Genomic DNA, 18,766 nt, shown 5'->3' with positions numbered 1-18,766 from the left:
CCTATTCCCCTTCCTGTGCTTCGAGGCGCGTGCGGATCGCCGTTGCCTTCGGATCGATTTTCCTGTTGCTGTAGGACACGTACGCTGCGGTGATGCCGAAGGTGGAGACGAACTGCAGCAGGCCCAGCAGCAGACCCACGTTGAAGTTGCCCCATACCTTGATGGACATGAACTCGTGCGCGTAGTCGGCCAGCAGGACGTAGGCGAAGTACCACAACAGGAAAATCACGGCCATGGGGAACACGAAGCTGCGGTGAGTCTTGCGTAGCTCGGTGAATTCCGCAGAATCCTGTTCGTGTTGGAAATCGATACCGGACCCAACGTCCGATTCCGGGGTGGTGCTCATGACTCCTCCTTATAAGGGGTTCAAGACGCCAGGTGCGAGATCTACGCACCCACACACCGGCTCATCCCGGCATCCTTGGCGCTCCACCTGACAATGGTGACTGAGATCACTCTGTTGCATGGGAGTCTTGAGGGGAAGAGAGTCGCAAGCCCCATCCGCCCAACGGTCACCCGTATGCGCCAAACGGCACCGGACCTCGACGAACGGTGTGCCCACACGCGCTCCGCGTAGGCTTATCACCATGCTCTCCACCGCCCTGCAGATGACCCTGATCGTCACCACAGTTGTGGTCGGCGGCGCCCTGGTCGGCTTCCTCGGCTTCAAAATTGCCCGCTCAACCCGTGATTTGGGAACCGACGCGGAAAAGGCGACGTTCCAAACACTGCATCAGGTCTCGGTCGCGGCCCCGCACCTGGCCCAGGGACTGACGCCGGAAGGTGCGGCCAAGGCGGCGAAACACCTGCGCACCGTACTGGCTGCTCAGGCGCTGGTCATCACCGATACCTCGGCAGTTTTGGCGGTGGACGGCAGCATCCCGGAATCCGAAGAGCGTGGGACTGCCGCAGCTCTTGAACTCGCGGCAACAGCCCTGTCCACCACCCGGACTCAGGTGAAGCGTTCGGATTCCACCGACCTGGTCTGCGCCCCAATCATGGTCGGCGGAACCCCCGTGGGCACGGTGGCCGCCTATATCCCTCGCGCCGGGGCCGGCTTTGTGCGCGCGGTGGCGGAAGTTGCTGCCTGGGTTGCGGCCCAGGTGGGCCTCGCCGAACTCGATTCTTCCCGCGCCCTACTGATGGAGGCCGAGGTCCGTGCCCTACGCGCCCAAATCAGTCCACACTTCATCTACAACTCGCTGAACGCCATCGCCTCCTTTATCACCACCGATCCGGCCCGGGCGCGCGAACTGGTAGTGGAGTTCGCCGACTTCACGCGCTATTCCTTCCGCCGCCACGGGGATTTCACCACCCTGGCCGAGGAGCTCACGGCCATCGACCGGTACCTCCTGCTCGAGAAGGCACGCTTCGGCGAACGCATTAAGGTCTCCCTAGCCATCGCCCCGGAGGTCCTAGCCACGGCAATACCGTTCTTGAGCTTGCAGCCACTGGTGGAAAACGCCGTGCGTCACGGACTGGAATCAAAACCCGGCGGCGGGCGCATCACCATCAGCGCCTCCGATTCCGGGGAGTACGCGCTGATCACCGTCGAGGACGACGGGGTGGGCATCGATCCGTCGGCACTGGCCGCGGTGCTGGCCGGAACCACCGAGTCCATCCATGTGGGCCTGCGCAATGTGGATGTACGCCTGCGCCAGGTTTACGGGGATGCTCACGGGCTGATCATCGACACCGCACCCGGCGCCGGGACGCTGATCACGATGCGCATTCCGAAGTTCCGTCCCGGCGTAGAGCCCACGGCCCCGCACCAAAGTGCCCACTAACGCGCCTAAAGCGACCGCGACAGCTAAGCCGGGTAAAATATCTTCATGATTAACGTGGTCGTCGCGGACGATGAACTGCCTGCCGTAGCGGAATTGGCGCATCTGTTGTCCCTCGATGCACGGGTGGGGTCCATCCACCGGGCGAACTCCGGTGCCGAGGCGCTCAAGGCGCTCGAAGAATTTGAGATCGACGCACTCTTTTTAGACATACATATGCCCGCGCTCTCCGGTTTGGACATCGCGCGGGTCATATCCCGCTTCACCCGCCCGCCTGCCGTCGTTTTTGTCACCGCCGATGAGGACCAGGCGCTGGAGGCCTTCGAATTGGCGGCCCTCGATTACGTGCTCAAACCGGTGCGCCCCGAGCGTCTGGCCGAATCGATCCGCCGTATCTGCGAGCTGACCGAGGAAGACAGCACCAAGCCGGAGATGATCACGGTAGAAAAGGGCGGGATCACCAAGCTGATCCGCCGCGACGAGGTCCACTACGTACAGGCACAGGGCGACTACGCCCGGCTGCACACCCAAGATTCTTCCTACCTGATTCGGGTCCCGCTGAACGATCTGGAACAGCAGTGGGGTCCGGCCGGATACATTCGCATCCACCGCTCCTACTTGGTGGCCATGGACAGCATATCCACGGTGAAGCTGGCCACCGGCAAGGCCTCGGTTCTCATCAACGGCACCGAGCTGCCGGTCTCGCGCCGCGCCCTTCCCTATCTACGTGAGCGCATGGCAGCGAATCGAGTCAGGCCGCTGTGACTCCCGAGGGACCCGTTACCCCGGATCCATTGACTCGCCCATCGGCGGATCTGCCCCAGGATCCGTTCCGCCTGCCGGCTCCCACCGGCGCCCGGGTGCGGGTCAGTGCCCCGGCCGGGGAACACCCAGGCTCCCCCGCTCCTCCTCCCACGATCCCGTGGACACGTTTTACGTCCGTTCGCTGATTCGCAGTCAGTTGCGGCTGGCCGCCTCCGTGGCCCTAGGCTTCCTGTCGCTGCTGGTGGGACTCGCGATCATGGTCTTCACCTGGCCGCAGATCAACGACATCCGCTTCCTCACCATCCCGTTGCCCTGGTGGCTCTTGGGCCTGGGCGTTTACCCGCTGATCTTGCTGTGCGCGTTCTTGTTTAATCATGCGGCGGCGCGCAATGAAGCCAAGTACAGGAGCATCATCCGATGATCAATCCCACCGTCTCGATGCTCGCGGTGTTGCTGGTCTCGGTGAGTACGGTTTTAATCGCCATCAACGGTTTGCGGCTTTCGCGCACGACCGGGGACTTTTATGTGGCCTCTCGCACCGTTCGACCCTGGTGGAATGCCAGTGCCATCGGTGGAGAATATCTCTCCGCGGCATCCTTTTTGGGTATTGCCGGACTGATCGTCATCTCGGGGCAGGACGGCCTCTGGTTCCCCATCGGCTACACGGCCGGCTACCTGATGCTGCTGCTTTTTGTTGCTGCCCCGCTGCGGCGATCGCGCGCCTATACGATCCCGGACTTTGCGCAAATCAGGCTGGGCTCCATCAAGCTGCGCCGGCTCACCAGTTTTTTGGTGGTGGTCATCTGTTGGCTATACATCGTCCCGCAGCTCCACGGCGCGGCGCTGACCCTCGGTATTAGCACCGGGCTACCCGGCTGGCTGGGGTCGGTGCTGGTTATGGGCATCGTTTGCGTGACGGTGTTGGCCGGCGGCATGCGCTCCATCACCTTCGTCCAAGCCTTCCAGTACTGGCTCAAGCTGGCCGCGCTGGCGATCCCCACGGTCTTCCTACTGCTGCATCTTGGCCTCAGTGGGGAATCAGCCACGCTCGGCGGGGCCGTCTTTGATACGGGTACCGAGACCGGCGCCAGCAGGGGGCTGTACTACAACATCTCGCTGCTGGTGGCCTTGCTTTTTGGCACCCTCGGGCTGCCGCACGTGCTCGTGCGTTTTTACACCAACCCCGATGGGCCCTCTGCCCGCAAAACCACGGCGATTGTGCTGGGTCTGCTGTCCCTCTTTTATCTCTTCCCCACGGTGTTGGGCATTTTGGGACGGGCCTATACCCCCGAGCTCGCCACTAACGGCAACGCAGATGCCACGGTGTTACTACTGCCCAGCCGCATTTTGGGCGGTATGGCCGGAGACGCGGTAACGGCGATCATCATCGGCGGTGCCTTTGCCGCGTTCCTCTCCACATCCTCCGGGCTGGTGGTCTCCTTGGCCGGCACCATATCCCAGGATCTTTTTGGCGGCACGGTGCGAGGATTTAGGATTTCCGCGGTCATCGCCACGGTGGTGCCACTCGGATTGGCCTTGGGAACCAGTAGTTTGGCGCTGGCTGGGGCCATCGGCTCGGTCTTCGCCTTCACCGCCTGCACCATTTGTCCGCTGCTGCTGTTGGGAATTTGGTGGCGTGGGCTCACCGTGGCCGGAGCGATCTCCGGAATGCTCACCGGGGCGCTGGGCTGCGGTTTCGCCCTCTTTATTGCCACCCTGGTACCCGATCAACCCGCTTCACTCCACGACCTGCTCGCCCAACCCGCTGCTTGGTGTGTGCCGCTGGCCTTCTTGGTGATGGTCGTGGTCTCCCGCCTCAGTAGGCATCGCGCGCCGGCGCGCGTGGATGCTGTGATGGCTCGGCTGCATGTACCCGAGGCCGTCACTGACTCGTTGAGCTGAAGCGCCGATCCGTACACGGCGGTGTGTAGGGTTCTTGATGCCTTGTGCTTGGTACTTACGATTTGGCGCTGGATACAAAAATACGAATGCGGTTGGATTGACGTTCCGTCAATCCAACCGCATTCGTGAGTAGTGAAAGGCGTGTCTAGTCGATCGAGGCCATGAGTTCGACGACTCGATCCAAGAACGCATCAACCTGAGATTCCTCGTAGCCGTGTTCTCCGTCGGCTCGGCGGAACTCCGCGCGGCGAACGGCATCAACGCTCATCGGGGTGTCCTTCTCAAAGTAATCGATGAGCTGGTCACAGATCTTGTCAACGTCTTGGACGTTGTAGCTCGATGCGTTGGCACGCGAGGGGCGACGGAAGCGCTCCCCCGGGGAACGGTGCAGGCGGCCGCGCAGGATGGCCGAGAGCCGACCCACCTGCTGCAGCCAAGCATCTTCCCCGCTGGAATTGATCATGGCGTCGCGTTCGCGCTGCGCGAAGACATCCTCGAGTCGGTCCAGGGCGCCGTCCACCTCGCGGGCGCTGTAGCCTCCGCGCTGGGCAGGGAAGACGGTGCGGCGAACCATATGGCTGGTGACGATCGCATCGTCGTCACCCTCGCCATTAAAGGTAGCCCGGGCACGAGCGAGGAACACATCCACCTGTTTGGTGTTGTAGCCGAAGTCCTTCTCGCCCACACATTCAAAGGGGCGGGGGGCCGGCTGTGACTTGTCCTGGCTCACAATTCTTTCCTTGATCTTGGTTTGCGTATCGGTGAACCGACACAATTCAACTGCGAATAATACGGTGGCCGTCGCACTGACCACATATCTATCTTAGTGAACCTTGGGACCCGTTTGACTAGAGCGCGCCGGGGATCAGCAAAATGCTCAGCACATAGGTCACTGGAACGGCAAAAACGACCGAATCCAACCGATCCATGATCCCGCCATGTCCCGGCAACATCGTACTCATGTCCTTGATGCCCAGTTCCCGCTTCACCATGGATTCGGCCAAATCACCCGAGGTGGCAGCGGCAACCGTGGCCACAGCCAAGAGAATGCCGACCCACCAGTGGGTGTTAAGCAGGAAGATCGCACAGAGCACACCCACGAGGGTGGCCCCCGCAACAGATCCGGCAAAACCCTCCCAAGATTTCTTGGGACTAATTTTTGGCGCCATGGGATGTTTTCCGAAGAGTACCCCCACCAAGTATCCAAAGGTGTCGTTGGAGACCACCAATAACAGCATGACGGTGATCAGCAGGTGTCCGTTTGGCTCATTGAGGAGCAATACGGCGAAGCTCACCATCAGCGGTACCCAGATGAGCAGGAAGACTCCGGAGATGATCGAGGCAACGGATTTCGCCGGTCCCTCAAAAATACGCCAGAGGAACATCAACAGAACACTTGCCATCAGGGCCATACCCAGTGCTTCCAAGCCACCGTAGTATGCGGAAAACGGCATCGCTACCCCGGCAACTGCCAGCGGAACCATGGGTATCTCGATGCCGTTGCCGTTCAGAGCGCGGGATACTTCCCAGCAGCCCAGCACCCCAAAGACCGCCACCGTAGCCACAAAGGCCACCGGCAGTAGGAATAGGCCGGTGAGCACCAGGGCCATCAATACCAGACCCACGATGATGGCAGCTGGGAGGTCGCGTCCGGCACGAGAGCTCTTAGGGGTGGCGCCCTTTCTGCTACGTCGAGTTAGCGACTCGGCCCCGCCGGCGGCCGGAGAAGGGACAGGACGGGAACCTGTGGCTCCTTCGCTCGGCTCGGTGGGATTCGACATTAGACGTCCAGCAGCTCGATTTCCTTGCGCTTGAGCAAGTCGTCAATGCCTTCGGTGTGGGACTTGGTCAGTGCGTCGAGCTCCTTTTCGGCGCGTGCACCTTCGTCCTCGCCAACTTCGCCATCCTTGACCAGCTTGTCAATGGCGTCCTTGGCCTTGCGGCGCAGGTTGCGCAGGGCTACCTTGGCGTCTTCGCCCTTAACGCGGACAACCTTGACATATTCCTTGCGGCGTTCCTCGGTCAATACCGGCATGATCACGCGGATGGCCTTGCCGTCGTTCGACGGGTTAGCGCCAACCTCGGAATCGCCCAGCGCTTTTTCGATTTCACGCAGTGCTGTGACGTCGTAAGGGCTGATCATGATGGTGCGGGCGTCCGGGACAGCGAAGGAAGCCAGCTGCTGCAGCGGGGTCGGGGTGCCATAGTAATCAACCATGACCTTGGCGTACATTCCCGGGTGTGCACGGCCCGTGCGAATCGCGGAGAAATCTTCCTTGGCGGATTCGATGGTGCGATCCATCTTGTCGGCAACTTCGGCGAGGGTTTCCTCAATCACGGTCTACTCCTTAGAATCGGCTCCCAATACGTGGGCTGCCGGGTAATTTTGGGCTTACGAACAATCCTATGCCACGCGGGCGCCTGGCATGGGGCACCTATACGGTGACGCGGGTACCGATCTGTTCACCAAGGATGGCGCGGGTGACGTTTCCGTCGCCTTCCATGCCGAAGACCATCATCTCCAGCTTGTTGTCCTTGCACATGGTCATGGCGGTCTGATCCATCACGCGGATGTCCTTGATCAGTGCCTCTTCGTAGGTGAGGTGCTCAAGTTTGGTGGCGGAGGGATCCTTCTTGGGATCTGCGGTGTAGACGCCGTCAACACCGCTCTTGGCCATCAGCACCACATCTGCGTCAACCTCGAGGGCGCGCTGGGCTGCCACGGTATCGGTGGAGAAGTACGGCAGGCCGGCTCCGGCGCCGAAGATAACCACGCGGTCCTTTTCCATGTGTCGGATGGCGCGGCGCGGGATGTAGGTCTCGGCGACCTGGGCCATGGAGATGGCTGACTGAACGCGGGTATCAACACCGGCTTGTTCCAGGAAATCCTGCAGAGCCAGGCAGTTCATGACGGTGCCGAGCATGCCCATGTAGTCGGCGCGGGAGCGATCCATGCCCGAGGCCGAAAGTTCGGCGCCGCGGAAGAAGTTGCCGCCGCCAACCACGATGGCTACCTCTACGGTGCCAACCGTCGCTGCGATCTGTTCAGCGATGCCGCGGACGGTGACCGGATCAACACCCAACTTGCCACCGCCAAAGACCTCGCCGGACAGCTTCAACAAAACCCTCCGACGACGAGCTACTGGAAGATGCTGGTTCTGCTCGAGGGTTGCGTCCATGGGGTCTTATTCCTCCTGCGTGCGGGTCGTGCTGGCCCGCATGGTTGCTAATTGGGGTGGTCGCTGCGCTTGCGCGAACGACCGTGTGAAGCTGGCAGGGAAAAGGGGCGGCCACCTTGTAGTGGCCACCCCCTTTACCAAGCTGTCAAGTAATTCGTTTCCGGTGCCTTGGCTCCGGAAACCAATTTACCTAACTTTTTTCAGATGCTTAGGCTCCAACGCGGAAACGTGAGAAAGCGGTGGCGTTTACGCCAGCTTCTTCCAACACCTTGCCCACGGTCTTCTTGGAATCCTTGGCGAAGGCCTGATCAACCAAGACCTGCTCCTTGAAGAAGCCCGTCAGGCGGCCTTCAACGATCTTCGGCAATGCGGCTTCCGGCTTGCCTTCGGCAACGGCGGTTTCCATGGCGATACGACGCTCGGACTCAACGGTCTCGGCATCGATGTCATCGCGGGAAAGAACGGTCGGAGCCATGGCGGCGGTGTGCACAGCCACGTCGTGGGCAACGGTGGCAGCGGCTTCGCCGGTACCGTCAACTGCAACGAGGACGCCAACCTGAGCCGGGAGGTCCTTGGAGGTCTTGTGCAGGTAAGCATCAACCGATGCACCCTCAACGCGGGAGAGGCGACGAACGATAACCTTTTCGCCCAAAACTGCGCCGTCTTCGGTGACTACGTCGGCCAGGGTCTTGCCCTCGACGTCAACAGCCAGCAGGGATTCCAGGTCGGCTGCTGCGGAGGAAACCGCAACGTCCAGAACCTTGGCAGCCAGGGCGATGAACTTGTCGCTCTTGGCAACGAAGTCGGTCTCGCAGGAAAGCTCGATCATGACACCGACGGTTCCGTCGATGACCTTGGCGGCAACGAGGCCTTCCGAGGTCGAACGGCCTTCGCGCTTGGTAGCGCCCTTCAGGCCCTTGATGCGGATGAGCTCCATGGCTTTGTCGGCGTCGCCGTTGGCCTCGTCGAGAGCCTTCTTGACGTCCATCATGCCAGCGCCGGTGCGCTCGCGCAGTGCCTTAATGTCAGCAGCGGTGTAGTTTGCCACGTGCAACCCCATTCATAAGTGGTTTTGAGCTTTTTCGCCGAAGGACGGGCCATTGTGGCCCGTCCCGCGGTTTGTTCCCGATGCTGGTGTTCCCCTTGTTAGGGAAACACCAGCATCGGGAACCTTGGTTTTGTGACTACTCGGCCGAAGCGGCCGGTGCCTCTTCTGCAGCCGGAGCTGCTTCAGCGACAGGTGCTTCTTCAGCAACCGGTGCGGCTTCAACAGCTGCTTCAGCTACCGGAGCGGCTTCAACAGCAGCTTCAGCGGCCGGAGCCTCGGTCTTGCCAGCTTCGAGCAGTTCGCGCTCCCACTCGGCCAACGGCTCGGCCGGGGCTTCGGTGTTGCCTGCAGCCTTGTTGTTGCGGGCGATGAGGCCAGCGGCAACGGCGTCTGCAACAACGCGGGTGAGCAGGTTGACGGAGCGGATGGCGTCGTCGTTACCCGGGATCGGGTAGGTAACTTCGTCCGGATCGCAGTTGGTGTCGAGGATAGCGACAACCGGGATGCCCAGCTTCTTCGCTTCGTCGATGGCCAAGTGCTCCTTCTTGGTGTCTACAACCCAGAGGACCGAAGGGGCCTTCGTCAGGTTGCGGATACCGCCAAGGTTGGTCTGAAGCTTGGTCAGCTCGCGCTTGAGCAGCAACAGCTCCTTCTTGGTGTGGCCCGAACCGGCAACATCCTCGAAGTTGATCTCTTCCAGTTCCTTCATGCGCGAGATGCGCTTGGAAACGGTCTGGAAGTTGGTGAGCATGCCACCGAGCCAGCGCTGGTTGACGTACGGCTGGCCAACGCGAGTAGCCTGGTCAGCAATTGCTTCCTGAGCCTGCTTCTTGGTACCGACGAACAGAACGGTGCCGCCGTGGGCAACAGTCTGCTTGACGAAATCGTAGGCGCGGTCGATGTAGGACAGCGACTGCTGCAAGTCAATGATGTAGATGCCGTTGCGCTCCGTGAAGATGAATCGCTTCATCTTCGGGTTCCAACGACGGGTCTGGTGTCCAAAGTGAACGCCGCTGTCGAGCAGCTGGCGCATGGTTACGACTGGCATGTCGCAACTCCTTCCGGCAGTAGCTGACCGGTCCATCACTGGACCGCGGTAACTGCCATGGTTATCGGTTGATGGTGCGCATCCGGAATTGGACGCGACCCCTGGCATGAGCAGAACGGCTAACCGTTCCCAACCAAGCCCGTCCCGATATGAATCGGACCGTGGGCGTGGCGGTCACACAACATCAAGAACCACAAGCGTGGTTTTGTCGTGTGGATGACCCATACGCGAAGTCAGTTTCATGTGGTTCCTCATTCAGCACAGACGTCATGAGGGCACAGAGAACCGCATGCTCAAGTGTACTACAGGGAAGTGACCGCAAATTTGACTCATCCGCACCCAGTTCAGGGATCTGCATCACAGGGGATCTGTGTCCACAGTCAGCGTCCACTGCGGCGCTTCCGAGCCGAATATTGCGGATCCTGAACGACATGAATACCGTTTCGGCCTTGGCCAGTTTCATCATCGGATCATCGCTCCTGCTGGCGCCCACCGTCAGCATGCCGCCGGGCACCATAACTGCCAGTCCCGTCACTGCCCCATCACACGCCTGGCAATGGCCGCTCTCACCCAAGCCACGCATCCTGAACCGCTTTGATCCGCCGGTCGAACGTTGGCTCAGCGGGCACCGCGGTGTGGATCTTGAAGGATCCCTCGGTGCCACCGTCACGGCCCCGGCAGGGGGCATCGTTTCCTATGTCGGAACGATCGTTGATCGTCCGGTCCTAGTGATCAACCACGGTGCGGGATTACTGTCCAGCTTCGAGCCGATACGCAGCACCCTGAGCGTCGGCGCGATCGTGGCAGCAGGAAATGAGATCGGAATGATCGGGACCGGCGCCCACTGTGATGCCCGCTGCCTGCACTGGGGGCTGCGACTGGATGGTCAATACATTGATCCACTGCTAACGATCCTTGATACCCGACCCTCGATCCTGCTGCCGCTCGACTAGCCGATGGAGCTGAAGCTAGGAGCCGAAGTCCGCGATAGCTTCTTCGTAAACGCTGAGCATCAGGGCAGTCTGCCGACTTTGCAGGAACGATGTCGGGTCGAAGGACGCCGTTACCGGGCCCGCACCCGAACGCACCTGCTCAACACAGAGCTCAAGTGCCTCGGCTAGGTCTTGAACCGAGTCGCCAGCGGTCAGCCAGTACGTCCCGGCGGGCAGGTCCTCGGCGATGGACTTGTCGCTGAGCAAACTAGGAGTTCCCAGGGCAGCTGCCTCGAATACCGTCATCCCTTGGGTCTCGAAACCCTGGGATGTTTGGACCAGTGCATCGGCTAGCCGAAGTTCGGTGAGCATTTGCGCATAGGGGACCTTGCCGCGGATAAGAACCGTTGGCTTATCCATGGCTTTGGCTTTCGCTTCGGCCTTGGCCCGGTCGGCACCGTCACCAAAAATGTGAATCTCGGCGTCAATGTTTGACATCTCCACGGCGTCAAGGAACGGCAGCAGTCGCTTCTCGGCGCTGAATCTACCGACCCAGGCCAACCGTGGACGCGCCGAGGGCTCCGGGACGGGGGAAGCCAGCAACTGTTCGGCGATGGAGTCATCCATCCCGTTAGGAACCACATCTACTGCGGTGAAGACCCCCTGGTCTTGCAACAGCCGGGCGAAGTGGCTTGACGGTGCGGTGACCCGCTGTGCGTTTTCGGTAAAACGGGAGAGGTAAGTCCAGGCATCCGCAGCCACCGGCTGGCCGGTGCGCAAGAAGGCCCGCTGCGCCAGCCCGAAGCCCCGTTGGACTAGACCCGGCAGCGGCATGGTTGCCGCGATCCCCACGTCGAGACGGTTGTGCATGGTGTGCACGACCGGCACGTTGCGTCGGACAGCGAAGCGGTAGCCGATTATGGCCTGCCAGAAGTCGGCCTGGATGTGCACCACGTCTACCGGGCCGCGTGCTGCCATGGCTCGATCCAGCGCCGTATCGCTAATACCACCGGGAATACACAACGAGTACTCCCCCGGCCCCAACGGGAGAGAGGCCAACTCGATGATGGCCGGATCTGCGGTGTGGGTGCCCCGGTACTTCGGCGACACGATCGTCACGCGGTGTCCTGCTAATTCAAGGAACCGCCGCTGCAGTCGGACAGAGGTCTGCATGCCCCCGAGGGTGTCGGGGTGCTGGTCAATGAAGATGGCGCAATGCATGAACCGTGATTGTCCTTTCGGGCGAGCCGGTGCGAACCGGCTCCTGAAGCGTTGAGGCGTGGCAGGGGAACGAGATAAAGCCCCTGGTCCTGCCCGCCTCGAGCCTATCCGAGATGGCGTATTCATCCGGGCAACTACGCATTCTTGCCGCGCTAAGCTTCCAATAAAAAACGACCCAGCCCATATCCTTGACATCAGGATCGAGCTAGGCCGTTCATCTGTAGGGCGGGTGGGGCTTGAACCCACGACAAAGGGATTATGAGTCCCCTGCTCTAACCAACTGAGCTACCGCCCCTAACCGGTTCATTTCGTATTCAGCCACCATCGGCGGCGAAATGCGAAACGTCCCCAGTCATCCTAATGGATTCCCACGCGAGTTTTCATCTTCCACGCGAAAGGGACAACCTTGATGACTCCGCCTAGGGCAAAAAATCCTCGGCGGTCGCTCCGCGGTACAGCGCTTCAAACGTATCCATGGTCTTGGTTTGACTGTGTTTGGCCGCCTTTGAATGCCCCGCCTTACCCATGACGGCCCGTTCCTTCGGGTCGAGAGCAAAGATGGAATCCAACTTGGTGGCCAGGTCTTTACGATCCCCTGGCTCGAAGAGGTATCCGTTGGAACCGTCGTCGACAAGATGCGGCAGTGCCATGGCGTTGGCCAACACCACGGGCCGAGAGGCCGAGAGCGCTTCGAGCGTCACCAGGGACTGGAGCTCAGCGGTTCCGGGCTGGCAAAACACATCGCAGCGCAGGTAAGCGCTGCGCAGCTCGGCGTCATCCACGTGGCCCAGGAAATGGACCCGTGAGGACAACCCCAGTTCGGCGGCCTGCTTCTCAAGTGGACCGCGCTGCTCTCCCCCACCAACAATTTCTAGGTGAGCTTCCGGCGAGGACTTCATGAGCTTGAGGGCATCAACAATTTCATTGACGTTTTTCTCAACGGCCAGCCGACCAACAAACAAAATGGTCGGGTACGGGTTGCGCTCAATGACTTCGCTCGCGCCGCGTTCGTAGTTACTCGACTCAATCCCGTTAGACAGCGGAAGCACGTGATTCAGGCGCGCCTGTTGGCTCATGGCTCGAGCCGCCAGCGGCGTCGGGGTGGTGACGACGTTCGCCTTACCCATAATCTTGCCCATGTCACGCCAGGAGTTGCGGGCAACGATGCGTTTGAACCACTTAGGGAAGGGAAGGAACGGATCAAGGTTCTCCGGCATGAAGTGGTTGGTGGCTACGGTCCGAATTCCCTGCTTATTCGCATACGCCAGCACACCCTGACCAATCATGTAGTGGCATTGTGCGTGAGCCACGTCCGGATTGATCCTTTTCAGCAACCGCTTGATCTCCGGGTTAATCTCCCACGGGAAGCAGATCCTGAAGTATTCATGGGTCGGCACCGAATGCGAGCGCAATCGGTGCACGGTGGCCTCGGGAGTGACTTCGCTAAACGAAGGACCGGAATCGGGACGAGTGGTGATCACGTGCACCTCGTGCCCGCGTTCAGTCATCGCAATGGCCAGTCGATGGCAAAAGACAGCAGCACCGTTCACGTCCGGATAATAAGTCTCCGCCGCAATCACGATTCTCAATGGTTTTTCGCCCGTCACGGGGTGTATTCACTCCTTGACATGGCCGTTATTCGAGGCCATGGTCGTTGTTTCATTGTCTTGTGTGGCGTGTGGAGCGTACCTAGGGGGTTCCGCTATTTGCTTTCAGCAAGCTTGGTACGTCGTTTGGCTTCGGCCCTGCGTTCGAGCACCTCCGGATGGTGGCGCGACAGAGCGATCACCCCAACGATAGCAATGCATCCGGCCGCAACCATGGTTAGGGCAATGGCGGGTCGAACATTGGGATCGAGTTCACCAAATATCGCAATCCCGATGCTAATTCCAACTATGGGGTCAATGACCGTCAGCCCGGCAATGACTAGGTCCGGGGGTCCCTTGGAATATGCATTCTGGACAAAGTAGGAACCCAGCAGGCCGGCCACGATGACGGCCAGAACCGAGTACCAGGAAACGTTGGCGATGAACCGTCCGTTGGGGTCAAGCAGCGCCACGGAGATGGTTCGGACTAGCACCGCAACAAATCCGAAGAGGACTCCGGCACCCAGGATGTAGAAGAACGCTCCCAGCCGGTGCGGGAAGAGCAGCAGCGATCCGCCAAACACCACCACGGCCATGGCGAGGATCAAGATCGTGCGCAGTTCCTGGCCTGAAGTAATTCGGTGATTCTCGGCACTGACCTCGATGGCCAAGATGACAAACGCGGCGCTTCCGAGCATGCAGGCAATAATCGCCAATATGGTGGGCCGGTTCATCTTGATGTTGTATTCACGGGCATTAACAACCGTGGTGATCACCAGAGCAATGGCACCAATGGGTTGAACCACGGTCAACGGTGCACTGGCCAAGGCATAGACGTTGAGGGCCATGCCCATGCCCAGCAGCAATAATCCAAAGACCCAGCGCGGAGTTCTGAAGAGACGAGCGATCCCCAAACCGGTCACGTTCAGGCCGCCGGCGCTTGACCTAACGGCGCTGGATTGGCGCTGGGTGCCAAAGGCCAGGAAAAAGGCGCCGGCGACGGCGGCGCAGACCGCCAGCCAGATCATATGGTTCCCGACTTCAGCAGCTTGGCCTTGCGCTGGGCCTGCACAAAGTACTGCACCGCTGCCACCACATGGAGCACACAAGCCACCGCAAGCGTCCAGGTGGCGATGTCACCCAGCATGGTCCCCTTGCCCCAGTTGGTATTTCCCAGGAGCAAAAATGGGGTGCCAATGAGCAAGAGCGCGGTCCGGATCTTGCCCAGGTTGCTGACTTTAAGGTGCGGGCTTCCCCTGAAGAGCACCAGCGTGTTGATGATCAGAATGAGATCCGGAATCACGATGGCGACAACCAGCCACGCGGGCGCGATCTCGGTCGCCACGAAGGTGGAGGCAACAACGATTAGCGCTACCCGGTCGGCAACGGGATCCAACCATTTTCCTACCGTGGAAATCTGATCAAGGCGGCGTGCAGCATATCCGTCGATCCAGTCGGAGGAACCAAGGATCACCAGGGTGAGTGTGGCCCAGCCATAGTGCAGCGTCACCATTTGCCAGATGAACAGCGGCACCAGGAGGAACCGGCATACCGTGATGAGGTTCGGAACCGTCCAGAATGTTGTCAGTAGCCGGTACTCAAAATTGTCGCGTTTCCCCGCTCCAATCATGCGCATGCCCGCCTCCTGCCCATTGATCCGGATTCCGTGGTCTCTGCGCCGCGGGATCGTTATGAATTCTCGCGGCGTATTTACCGCGGAACGTTCTTGTTACTTACTGAGCAGCTTGCGCAAGAAAACAAAGAACATCGTGATCGAGCCAGCCATGATGGCCAATGGCCGCCACCGTTCGCTCAATGCTTCCTTAGCATTTTGACCCTCGAGTCCGCTGAACGATGCCAGCTTTTCGGTTGTCTTTTCCATGCCTTCGGACATCTTCACCGATGCGGTGTCCGCCAGGTGTCGAGCTTTGCCCGCGGCCTTCGTCACAGCGTCCCCAGCTGCCTGACTGGCGTCGGAGATCTTCTCACCGAAGTGCAGCGGAGCCTCGATTTTTTGCCCCAGTCCATCGCGGTGCAAGGCAATCTCTTCACGACGTTCGCGGGTGCGAATGAGCAGCTCATTGTGGGTCGGCTTTTCGGGCTTCGACTCTTTGGCTTCATCCGAGTCTTTGTCTTTACTCTTGGGCTTCTTCGGCTCTTTGGGCTCATCGAGGCTTGCGACGTTGAAGGCGCTGCCCTCTTTGACCACGCCAATGTCATGACGGATACCGCGGATGGCTTCGTCCGGCATGAACGGCATAGCCTTTTTGACCATGCCGTAGGCAATTGCGGCGAGGATCAAAGCAAGGACCAAGAAACCTGCGGCAACAAGCAGCGCTGACAACCAAGGATCGATGACCGTTCCGATTCCCATGATGAGGGCAACTACCAGTGCGATCGTCATCAAGCTGAGCAATACCAGTGCCAGAATCCCCGCACCTGCTGCGACTCCGACGTTGATTCCCTTTGACTTCAAGGTATAGGCCGCGATGCGCGCCTCATCAGCCAACTGGTTCGGGATCAAGCGCCCTAAACCAGTGACCTGCCCCTTAATGGTCTGTGGGGTTGACTGATGTTGAGTCCCAGTCGATTGCGATTCGGACATGTTGTCTCCATTCCATGCGGGCATGGCCCAGCCCGCTCACCCCAAAACTATCACTCGGACGTGCTTAAACGCCTCACCCTGAAGAGCTACACCCACGGTATGAGAGCGCCTCAAGAAAATATTCCTGATTGTTCCCCGAGTATGTGATGCATCGGGCAGTCAGTGATGTAGCAGCTCATGGCCCTCCAGGGCCGAGGAATCTCATTAGTTGGATTTCAGATTTTGCGGCGATAACCGGCGCCAGTGGGGAAGAATCCCGAGGAGGTTCAATCGACAGAGTAGATCCTAAGCACCTTGGTGGAGCGGAAAACTAGGCCCGAGATTGCCCGTCGGGAGATGTACACAGGCGTGCAACAATCGGTGATCGCCTATTGAGCAACGTCGGCGATTGGAGGTTGTGCCGCTTTATGGGCAGCGCCTGTGGAGTGCGTCATGGGGTCTGCGTGGACGGCGCTTTATCCCGTCAACCAGCGATGCGCGTAGCTAAGAGCCAAACTTGTCCGCGCATAGATCAGCATGCTCTGCTTGCGACTGCAAGAAGCAAAAAGACCGGGTGGTCTGCACTTATGCAGACCACCCGGTCTTATCTTTGCTCCTCCGACTGGACTTGAACCAGTAACCCTTCGATTAACAGTCGAATGCTCTGCCAATTGAGCTACGGAGGAATGAAGCAGGTAAAACATTACCAGAGCTGCCGATCTATTCCCAAATCGGTGCCCTCCCAGTCCTAGGGGTACCGGCGCGCTAGCTGCGGGGCTAGCTTATCGAGCGCGTTGGACGCGTTCTTCGTCCCATACCGGTTCCGCGGATTCATAGACTTTGCCGTTGGATCCGAAGACCAAGAACCGGTCGAAGGACTTTGCAAACCATCGGTCGTGGGTCACCGCTAGAACTGTTCCTTCGAAGGATTCAATGGCGCGTTCCAGCGCTTCGCCCGAATGCAGGTCAAGGTTGTCGGTGGGCTCGTCAAGGAGTAGCAAGGTGGCCCCGGAGAGCTGCAGGAGCAGGATTTGGAATCGAGCCTGCTGACCTCCCGAGAGCGAATCGTATTTTTGTTCCGCCTGACCGGCAAGACCATATCCGTCTAGAGCACCGGAGGCCGCCTCCCTGGCCATTCCCGAGCGATGCTCGTCCCCACGGTGCAGGATATCTAGCAGGGTCCGACCGATGAGGTCTGGGCGACTGTGGGTCTGCGCAAAGAAGCCGGGGCGGATGCGTGCGCCCAGCTTGACCGTGCCCTCATGCGGTACCTCGGCAATTTCGAAGTCCGAGACCGGCAGGTGTTCACGTTCCGGGTCGGTTCCGCCTGCGGCCAACAGACGCAGGAAGTGAGATTTTCCGGATCCATTGGATCCGAGAATTGCCACCCGGTCGCCGAACCAGATCTCGTTGCTGAAGGGCTTCATGAGACCGGTCAGTTCGAGCTTCTCGGCGACGATGGCGCGCTTTGCGGTGCGCCCGCCCTTGAGCCTCATATTGACGTTCTGCTCCAACGGGATGGCCTGCGGCGGCCCAGCTTCCAAGAATTTGGCAAGTCGTGTTTGCGCCGCGTGATAGCGGTTTGCCATGTCCGAGCGGAAGGCTGCCTTGTTCTTATACATGTTCACCAGCTCCTTGAGCTTGGCGTGTTCCTCATCCCAACGCTTGCGCAACTCTTCAAAACGTTCGTTGCGTTCGCGCCGCGCATCCACGTAGGAGCCGAAAGCTCCGCCGTGGATCCATGCAGAAGCTCCGGAGTGCCCGGGTTCGAGTGTGACGATGCGATTTGCGGAGTTGTTGAGCAGCTCGCGATCGTGACTGATAAACAAGACCGTCTTGGGTGAGGCGTTGAGCGTTGCTTCCAACCAGCGCTTGCCCGGTACATCGAGGTAGTTATCGGGCTCATCGAGCAACAGCAGCTCATCCGGGCCCTCAAAGAGTGCCTCAAGGACCAGACGCTTTTGCTCACCGCCGGAAAGGGTCGAGGCCAGCCGGTGTCCGGCCCTTTCGAAGGGAACTCCGAGAGCTGCCATACAGACCTTGTCCCAGGCCGTTTCGAGCTCGTACCCGCCAGCGTCTCCCCAGTCGATGATCGCTTGGGCGTAACGCATCTGGATTTTTTCGTCGTCGGATTCCATCATGAGCAGCTCGGTTTCATCCACTGCCTTGGCGGCCGCTGCCAAATCCCGCGATGCGGTGGACACCAACAGGTCACGGACGGTTGACTCGTCCCGCACCTGCCCGACGAACTGCCGCATGATGCCCATGCCGCCGGATCGACCTACCACCCCTTCGTCGGCCTTAAGGTCGCCGGCGATGATCTTGAACAGCGTCGTCTTTCCGGCGCCGTTGGGACCGATCAGAGCCGTCTTTGAGCCCGAAGTGACCTTGAAGGTCACGCCGCCCAGAAGCTGTGTTCCGTCGGAAAGGAAGTAATGGATGTCGGATACGTCGATATGAGCCACTGCCCCATCATACGGTTCGCCGCTGTGCGAATGCGTGTTGGGGGTTTTGCGGCGCAGTGATCGCCGGGAACACGTCCCAAATTCGCGGCCCCGAGACGGGTCTTGGTTAAACAAAAGAATTCGTATTTTCAATAAAGAAAATACGAATTCTTTGTTTTGGCTCCTCCGACTGGACTTGAACCAGTAACCCTTCGATTAACAGTCGAATGCTCTGCCAATTGAGCTACGGAGGAATGCAACGAGAAATACTCT

Annotated in this window: 18 protein-coding genes and 3 tRNA genes; 5 read left to right on the top strand and 16 right to left on the bottom strand. The window is 59.7% G+C overall.

Annotated elements, in window-relative coordinates; translation table 11 throughout:
• Nucleotide 1: 1 nt before the first annotated feature.
• Nucleotides 2–346, bottom strand: coding sequence for a DUF485 domain-containing protein (locus tag KUF55_RS04750; RefSeq protein WP_132361663.1), 345 nt, complete (start codon nucleotides 344–346; stop codon nucleotides 2–4).
• 241 nt (nucleotides 347–587) lie between these two features.
• Here KUF55_RS04750 and KUF55_RS04745 point away from each other — a divergent pair, with 241 nt between their 5' ends.
• From KUF55_RS04745 to KUF55_RS04730, 4 genes are all read left to right on the top strand, one after another.
• Nucleotides 588–1,787 carry a sensor histidine kinase gene (locus KUF55_RS04745; RefSeq protein WP_218818143.1) on the top strand — a complete coding sequence of 400 codons (1,200 nt, stop codon included), beginning with the start codon at nucleotides 588–590 and terminating at the stop codon, nucleotides 1,785–1,787.
• 45 nt (nucleotides 1,788–1,832) lie between these two features.
• Nucleotides 1,833–2,549, top strand: coding sequence for a LytTR family DNA-binding domain-containing protein (locus tag KUF55_RS04740; protein ID WP_132361667.1), 717 nt, complete (start codon nucleotides 1,833–1,835; stop codon nucleotides 2,547–2,549).
• Nucleotides 2,550–2,706: 157 nt separating this feature from the next.
• Entirely contained in the window at nucleotides 2,707–2,970 is a 264-nt protein-coding gene (locus KUF55_RS04735) for a hypothetical protein (RefSeq protein WP_132362532.1), read from the top strand.
• Entirely contained in the window at nucleotides 2,970–4,451 is a 1,482-nt protein-coding gene (locus KUF55_RS04730; protein ID WP_218818693.1) for a cation acetate symporter, read from the top strand. The genes KUF55_RS04735 and KUF55_RS04730 overlap by 1 nt, the downstream gene beginning before the upstream one ends.
• A gap of 145 nt (nucleotides 4,452–4,596) precedes the next feature.
• On the opposite strand, the gene KUF55_RS04725 is transcribed toward KUF55_RS04730, so the two are convergent.
• The 6 genes from KUF55_RS04725 to rpsB all read right to left on the bottom strand — a co-directional run bounded on the left by KUF55_RS04725 (nucleotide 4,597) and on the right by rpsB (nucleotide 9,726).
• Nucleotides 4,597–5,181, bottom strand: a complete 585-nt coding sequence (locus tag KUF55_RS04725; protein ID WP_132361669.1) for a DivIVA domain-containing protein — start codon at nucleotides 5,179–5,181, stop codon at nucleotides 4,597–4,599.
• Between the two features lie 118 nt (nucleotides 5,182–5,299).
• On the bottom strand, nucleotides 5,300–6,232 hold the full coding sequence (locus KUF55_RS04720; protein ID WP_132361671.1) for a phosphatidate cytidylyltransferase: 933 nt from the start codon (nucleotides 6,230–6,232) through the stop codon (nucleotides 5,300–5,302).
• Entirely contained in the window at nucleotides 6,232–6,789 is a 558-nt protein-coding gene (frr, locus tag KUF55_RS04715) for a ribosome recycling factor (RefSeq protein WP_132361673.1), read from the bottom strand. The genes KUF55_RS04720 and frr overlap by 1 nt, the downstream gene beginning before the upstream one ends.
• A gap of 97 nt (nucleotides 6,790–6,886) precedes the next feature.
• Entirely contained in the window at nucleotides 6,887–7,630 is a 744-nt protein-coding gene (gene pyrH, locus KUF55_RS04710) for a UMP kinase (RefSeq protein WP_132361674.1), read from the bottom strand.
• Between the two features lie 208 nt (nucleotides 7,631–7,838).
• Nucleotides 7,839–8,678 carry a translation elongation factor Ts gene (gene tsf, locus KUF55_RS04705; protein ID WP_132361675.1) on the bottom strand — a complete coding sequence of 280 codons (840 nt, stop codon included), beginning with the start codon at nucleotides 8,676–8,678 and terminating at the stop codon, nucleotides 7,839–7,841.
• Between the two features lie 136 nt (nucleotides 8,679–8,814).
• Complete coding sequence (rpsB, locus tag KUF55_RS04700; RefSeq protein WP_132361677.1) at nucleotides 8,815–9,726, bottom strand: 30S ribosomal protein S2; 912 nt, start codon at nucleotides 9,724–9,726, stop codon at nucleotides 8,815–8,817.
• 431 nt (nucleotides 9,727–10,157) lie between these two features.
• On the opposite strand from rpsB, the gene KUF55_RS04695 reads away from it, so the two are divergent.
• Nucleotides 10,158–10,679 carry a M23 family metallopeptidase gene (locus KUF55_RS04695; RefSeq protein WP_218818142.1) on the top strand — a complete coding sequence of 174 codons (522 nt, stop codon included), beginning with the start codon at nucleotides 10,158–10,160 and terminating at the stop codon, nucleotides 10,677–10,679.
• Nucleotides 10,680–10,694: 15 nt separating this feature from the next.
• Here the strand turns inward: KUF55_RS04695 and KUF55_RS04690 are convergent, their stop codons facing one another.
• The 9 genes from KUF55_RS04690 to KUF55_RS04650 form a co-directional block, all read right to left on the bottom strand.
• Nucleotides 10,695–11,879 carry a glycosyltransferase gene (locus KUF55_RS04690; protein WP_218818141.1) on the bottom strand — a complete coding sequence of 395 codons (1,185 nt, stop codon included), beginning with the start codon at nucleotides 11,877–11,879 and terminating at the stop codon, nucleotides 10,695–10,697.
• A gap of 221 nt (nucleotides 11,880–12,100) precedes the next feature.
• Nucleotides 12,101–12,174 (bottom strand) — tRNA-Ile (locus KUF55_RS04685).
• 124 nt (nucleotides 12,175–12,298) lie between these two features.
• Complete coding sequence (locus KUF55_RS04680) at nucleotides 12,299–13,486, bottom strand: glycosyltransferase (RefSeq protein ID WP_218818140.1); 1,188 nt, start codon at nucleotides 13,484–13,486, stop codon at nucleotides 12,299–12,301.
• 95 nt (nucleotides 13,487–13,581) lie between these two features.
• On the bottom strand, nucleotides 13,582–14,493 hold the full coding sequence (locus KUF55_RS04675; RefSeq protein WP_218818139.1) for a DMT family transporter: 912 nt from the start codon (nucleotides 14,491–14,493) through the stop codon (nucleotides 13,582–13,584).
• The gene (locus KUF55_RS04670; RefSeq protein WP_218818138.1) at nucleotides 14,490–15,101 is read right to left on the bottom strand and encodes a CDP-alcohol phosphatidyltransferase family protein; all 612 of its coding nucleotides are present in this window, start codon (nucleotides 15,099–15,101) and stop codon (nucleotides 14,490–14,492) included. Before KUF55_RS04670 ends, KUF55_RS04675 begins: the two co-directional genes overlap by 4 nt.
• 93 nt (nucleotides 15,102–15,194) lie before the next feature.
• The gene (locus KUF55_RS04665; protein ID WP_218818137.1) at nucleotides 15,195–16,070 is read right to left on the bottom strand and encodes a phage holin family protein; all 876 of its coding nucleotides are present in this window, start codon (nucleotides 16,068–16,070) and stop codon (nucleotides 15,195–15,197) included.
• Between the two features lie 592 nt (nucleotides 16,071–16,662).
• Nucleotides 16,663–16,735, bottom strand: a tRNA-Asn gene (locus tag KUF55_RS04660).
• Nucleotides 16,736–16,831: 96 nt separating this feature from the next.
• Nucleotides 16,832–18,514: an ABC-F family ATP-binding cassette domain-containing protein gene (locus KUF55_RS04655; RefSeq protein WP_132361691.1), complete on the bottom strand. Its 1,683-nt coding sequence runs from the start codon at nucleotides 18,512–18,514 to the stop codon at nucleotides 16,832–16,834.
• A 157-nt stretch (nucleotides 18,515–18,671) separates the two neighbouring features.
• A tRNA-Asn gene (locus KUF55_RS04650) sits at nucleotides 18,672–18,747 on the bottom strand.
• Between the last annotated feature and the right edge of the window lie 19 nt (nucleotides 18,748–18,766).

The organism is Paeniglutamicibacter sp. Y32M11 (genome assembly GCF_019285735.1).
Lineage (GTDB): Bacteria > Actinomycetota > Actinomycetes > Actinomycetales > Micrococcaceae > Paeniglutamicibacter.
Note: the sequence above shows the minus strand (reverse complement) of the source record. Positions and strands in the feature narration are given on the sequence as shown.

Bases quoted from the DNA above. Each gene is read 5' to 3' on its own strand.
- KUF55_RS04745 (WP_218818143.1), top strand. From the start codon at position 588: ATGCTCTCCACCGCCCTGCAGATGACCCTGATCGTCACCACAGTTGTG.
- KUF55_RS04695 (WP_218818142.1), top strand. From the start codon at position 10,158: ATGAATACCGTTTCGGCCTTGGCCAGTTTCATCATCGGATCATCGCTC.
- KUF55_RS04665 (WP_218818137.1), bottom strand. From the start codon at position 16,070: ATGTCCGAATCGCAATCGACTGGGACTCAACATCAGTCAACCCCACAG.
- rpsB (WP_132361677.1), bottom strand. From the start codon at position 9,726: ATGCCAGTCGTAACCATGCGCCAGCTGCTCGACAGCGGCGTTCACTTT.
- KUF55_RS04750 (WP_132361663.1), bottom strand. From the start codon at position 346: ATGAGCACCACCCCGGAATCGGACGTTGGGTCCGGTATCGATTTCCAA.
- KUF55_RS04690 (WP_218818141.1), bottom strand. From the start codon at position 11,879: ATGCATTGCGCCATCTTCATTGACCAGCACCCCGACACCCTCGGGGGC.
- KUF55_RS04720 (WP_132361671.1), bottom strand. From the start codon at position 6,232: ATGTCGAATCCCACCGAGCCGAGCGAAGGAGCCACAGGTTCCCGTCCT.
- KUF55_RS04670 (WP_218818138.1), bottom strand. From the start codon at position 15,101: ATGCGCATGATTGGAGCGGGGAAACGCGACAATTTTGAGTACCGGCTA.
- KUF55_RS04675 (WP_218818139.1), bottom strand. From the start codon at position 14,493: ATGATCTGGCTGGCGGTCTGCGCCGCCGTCGCCGGCGCCTTTTTCCTG.
- pyrH (WP_132361674.1), bottom strand. From the start codon at position 7,630: ATGGACGCAACCCTCGAGCAGAACCAGCATCTTCCAGTAGCTCGTCGT.
- KUF55_RS04740 (WP_132361667.1), top strand. From the start codon at position 1,833: ATGATTAACGTGGTCGTCGCGGACGATGAACTGCCTGCCGTAGCGGAA.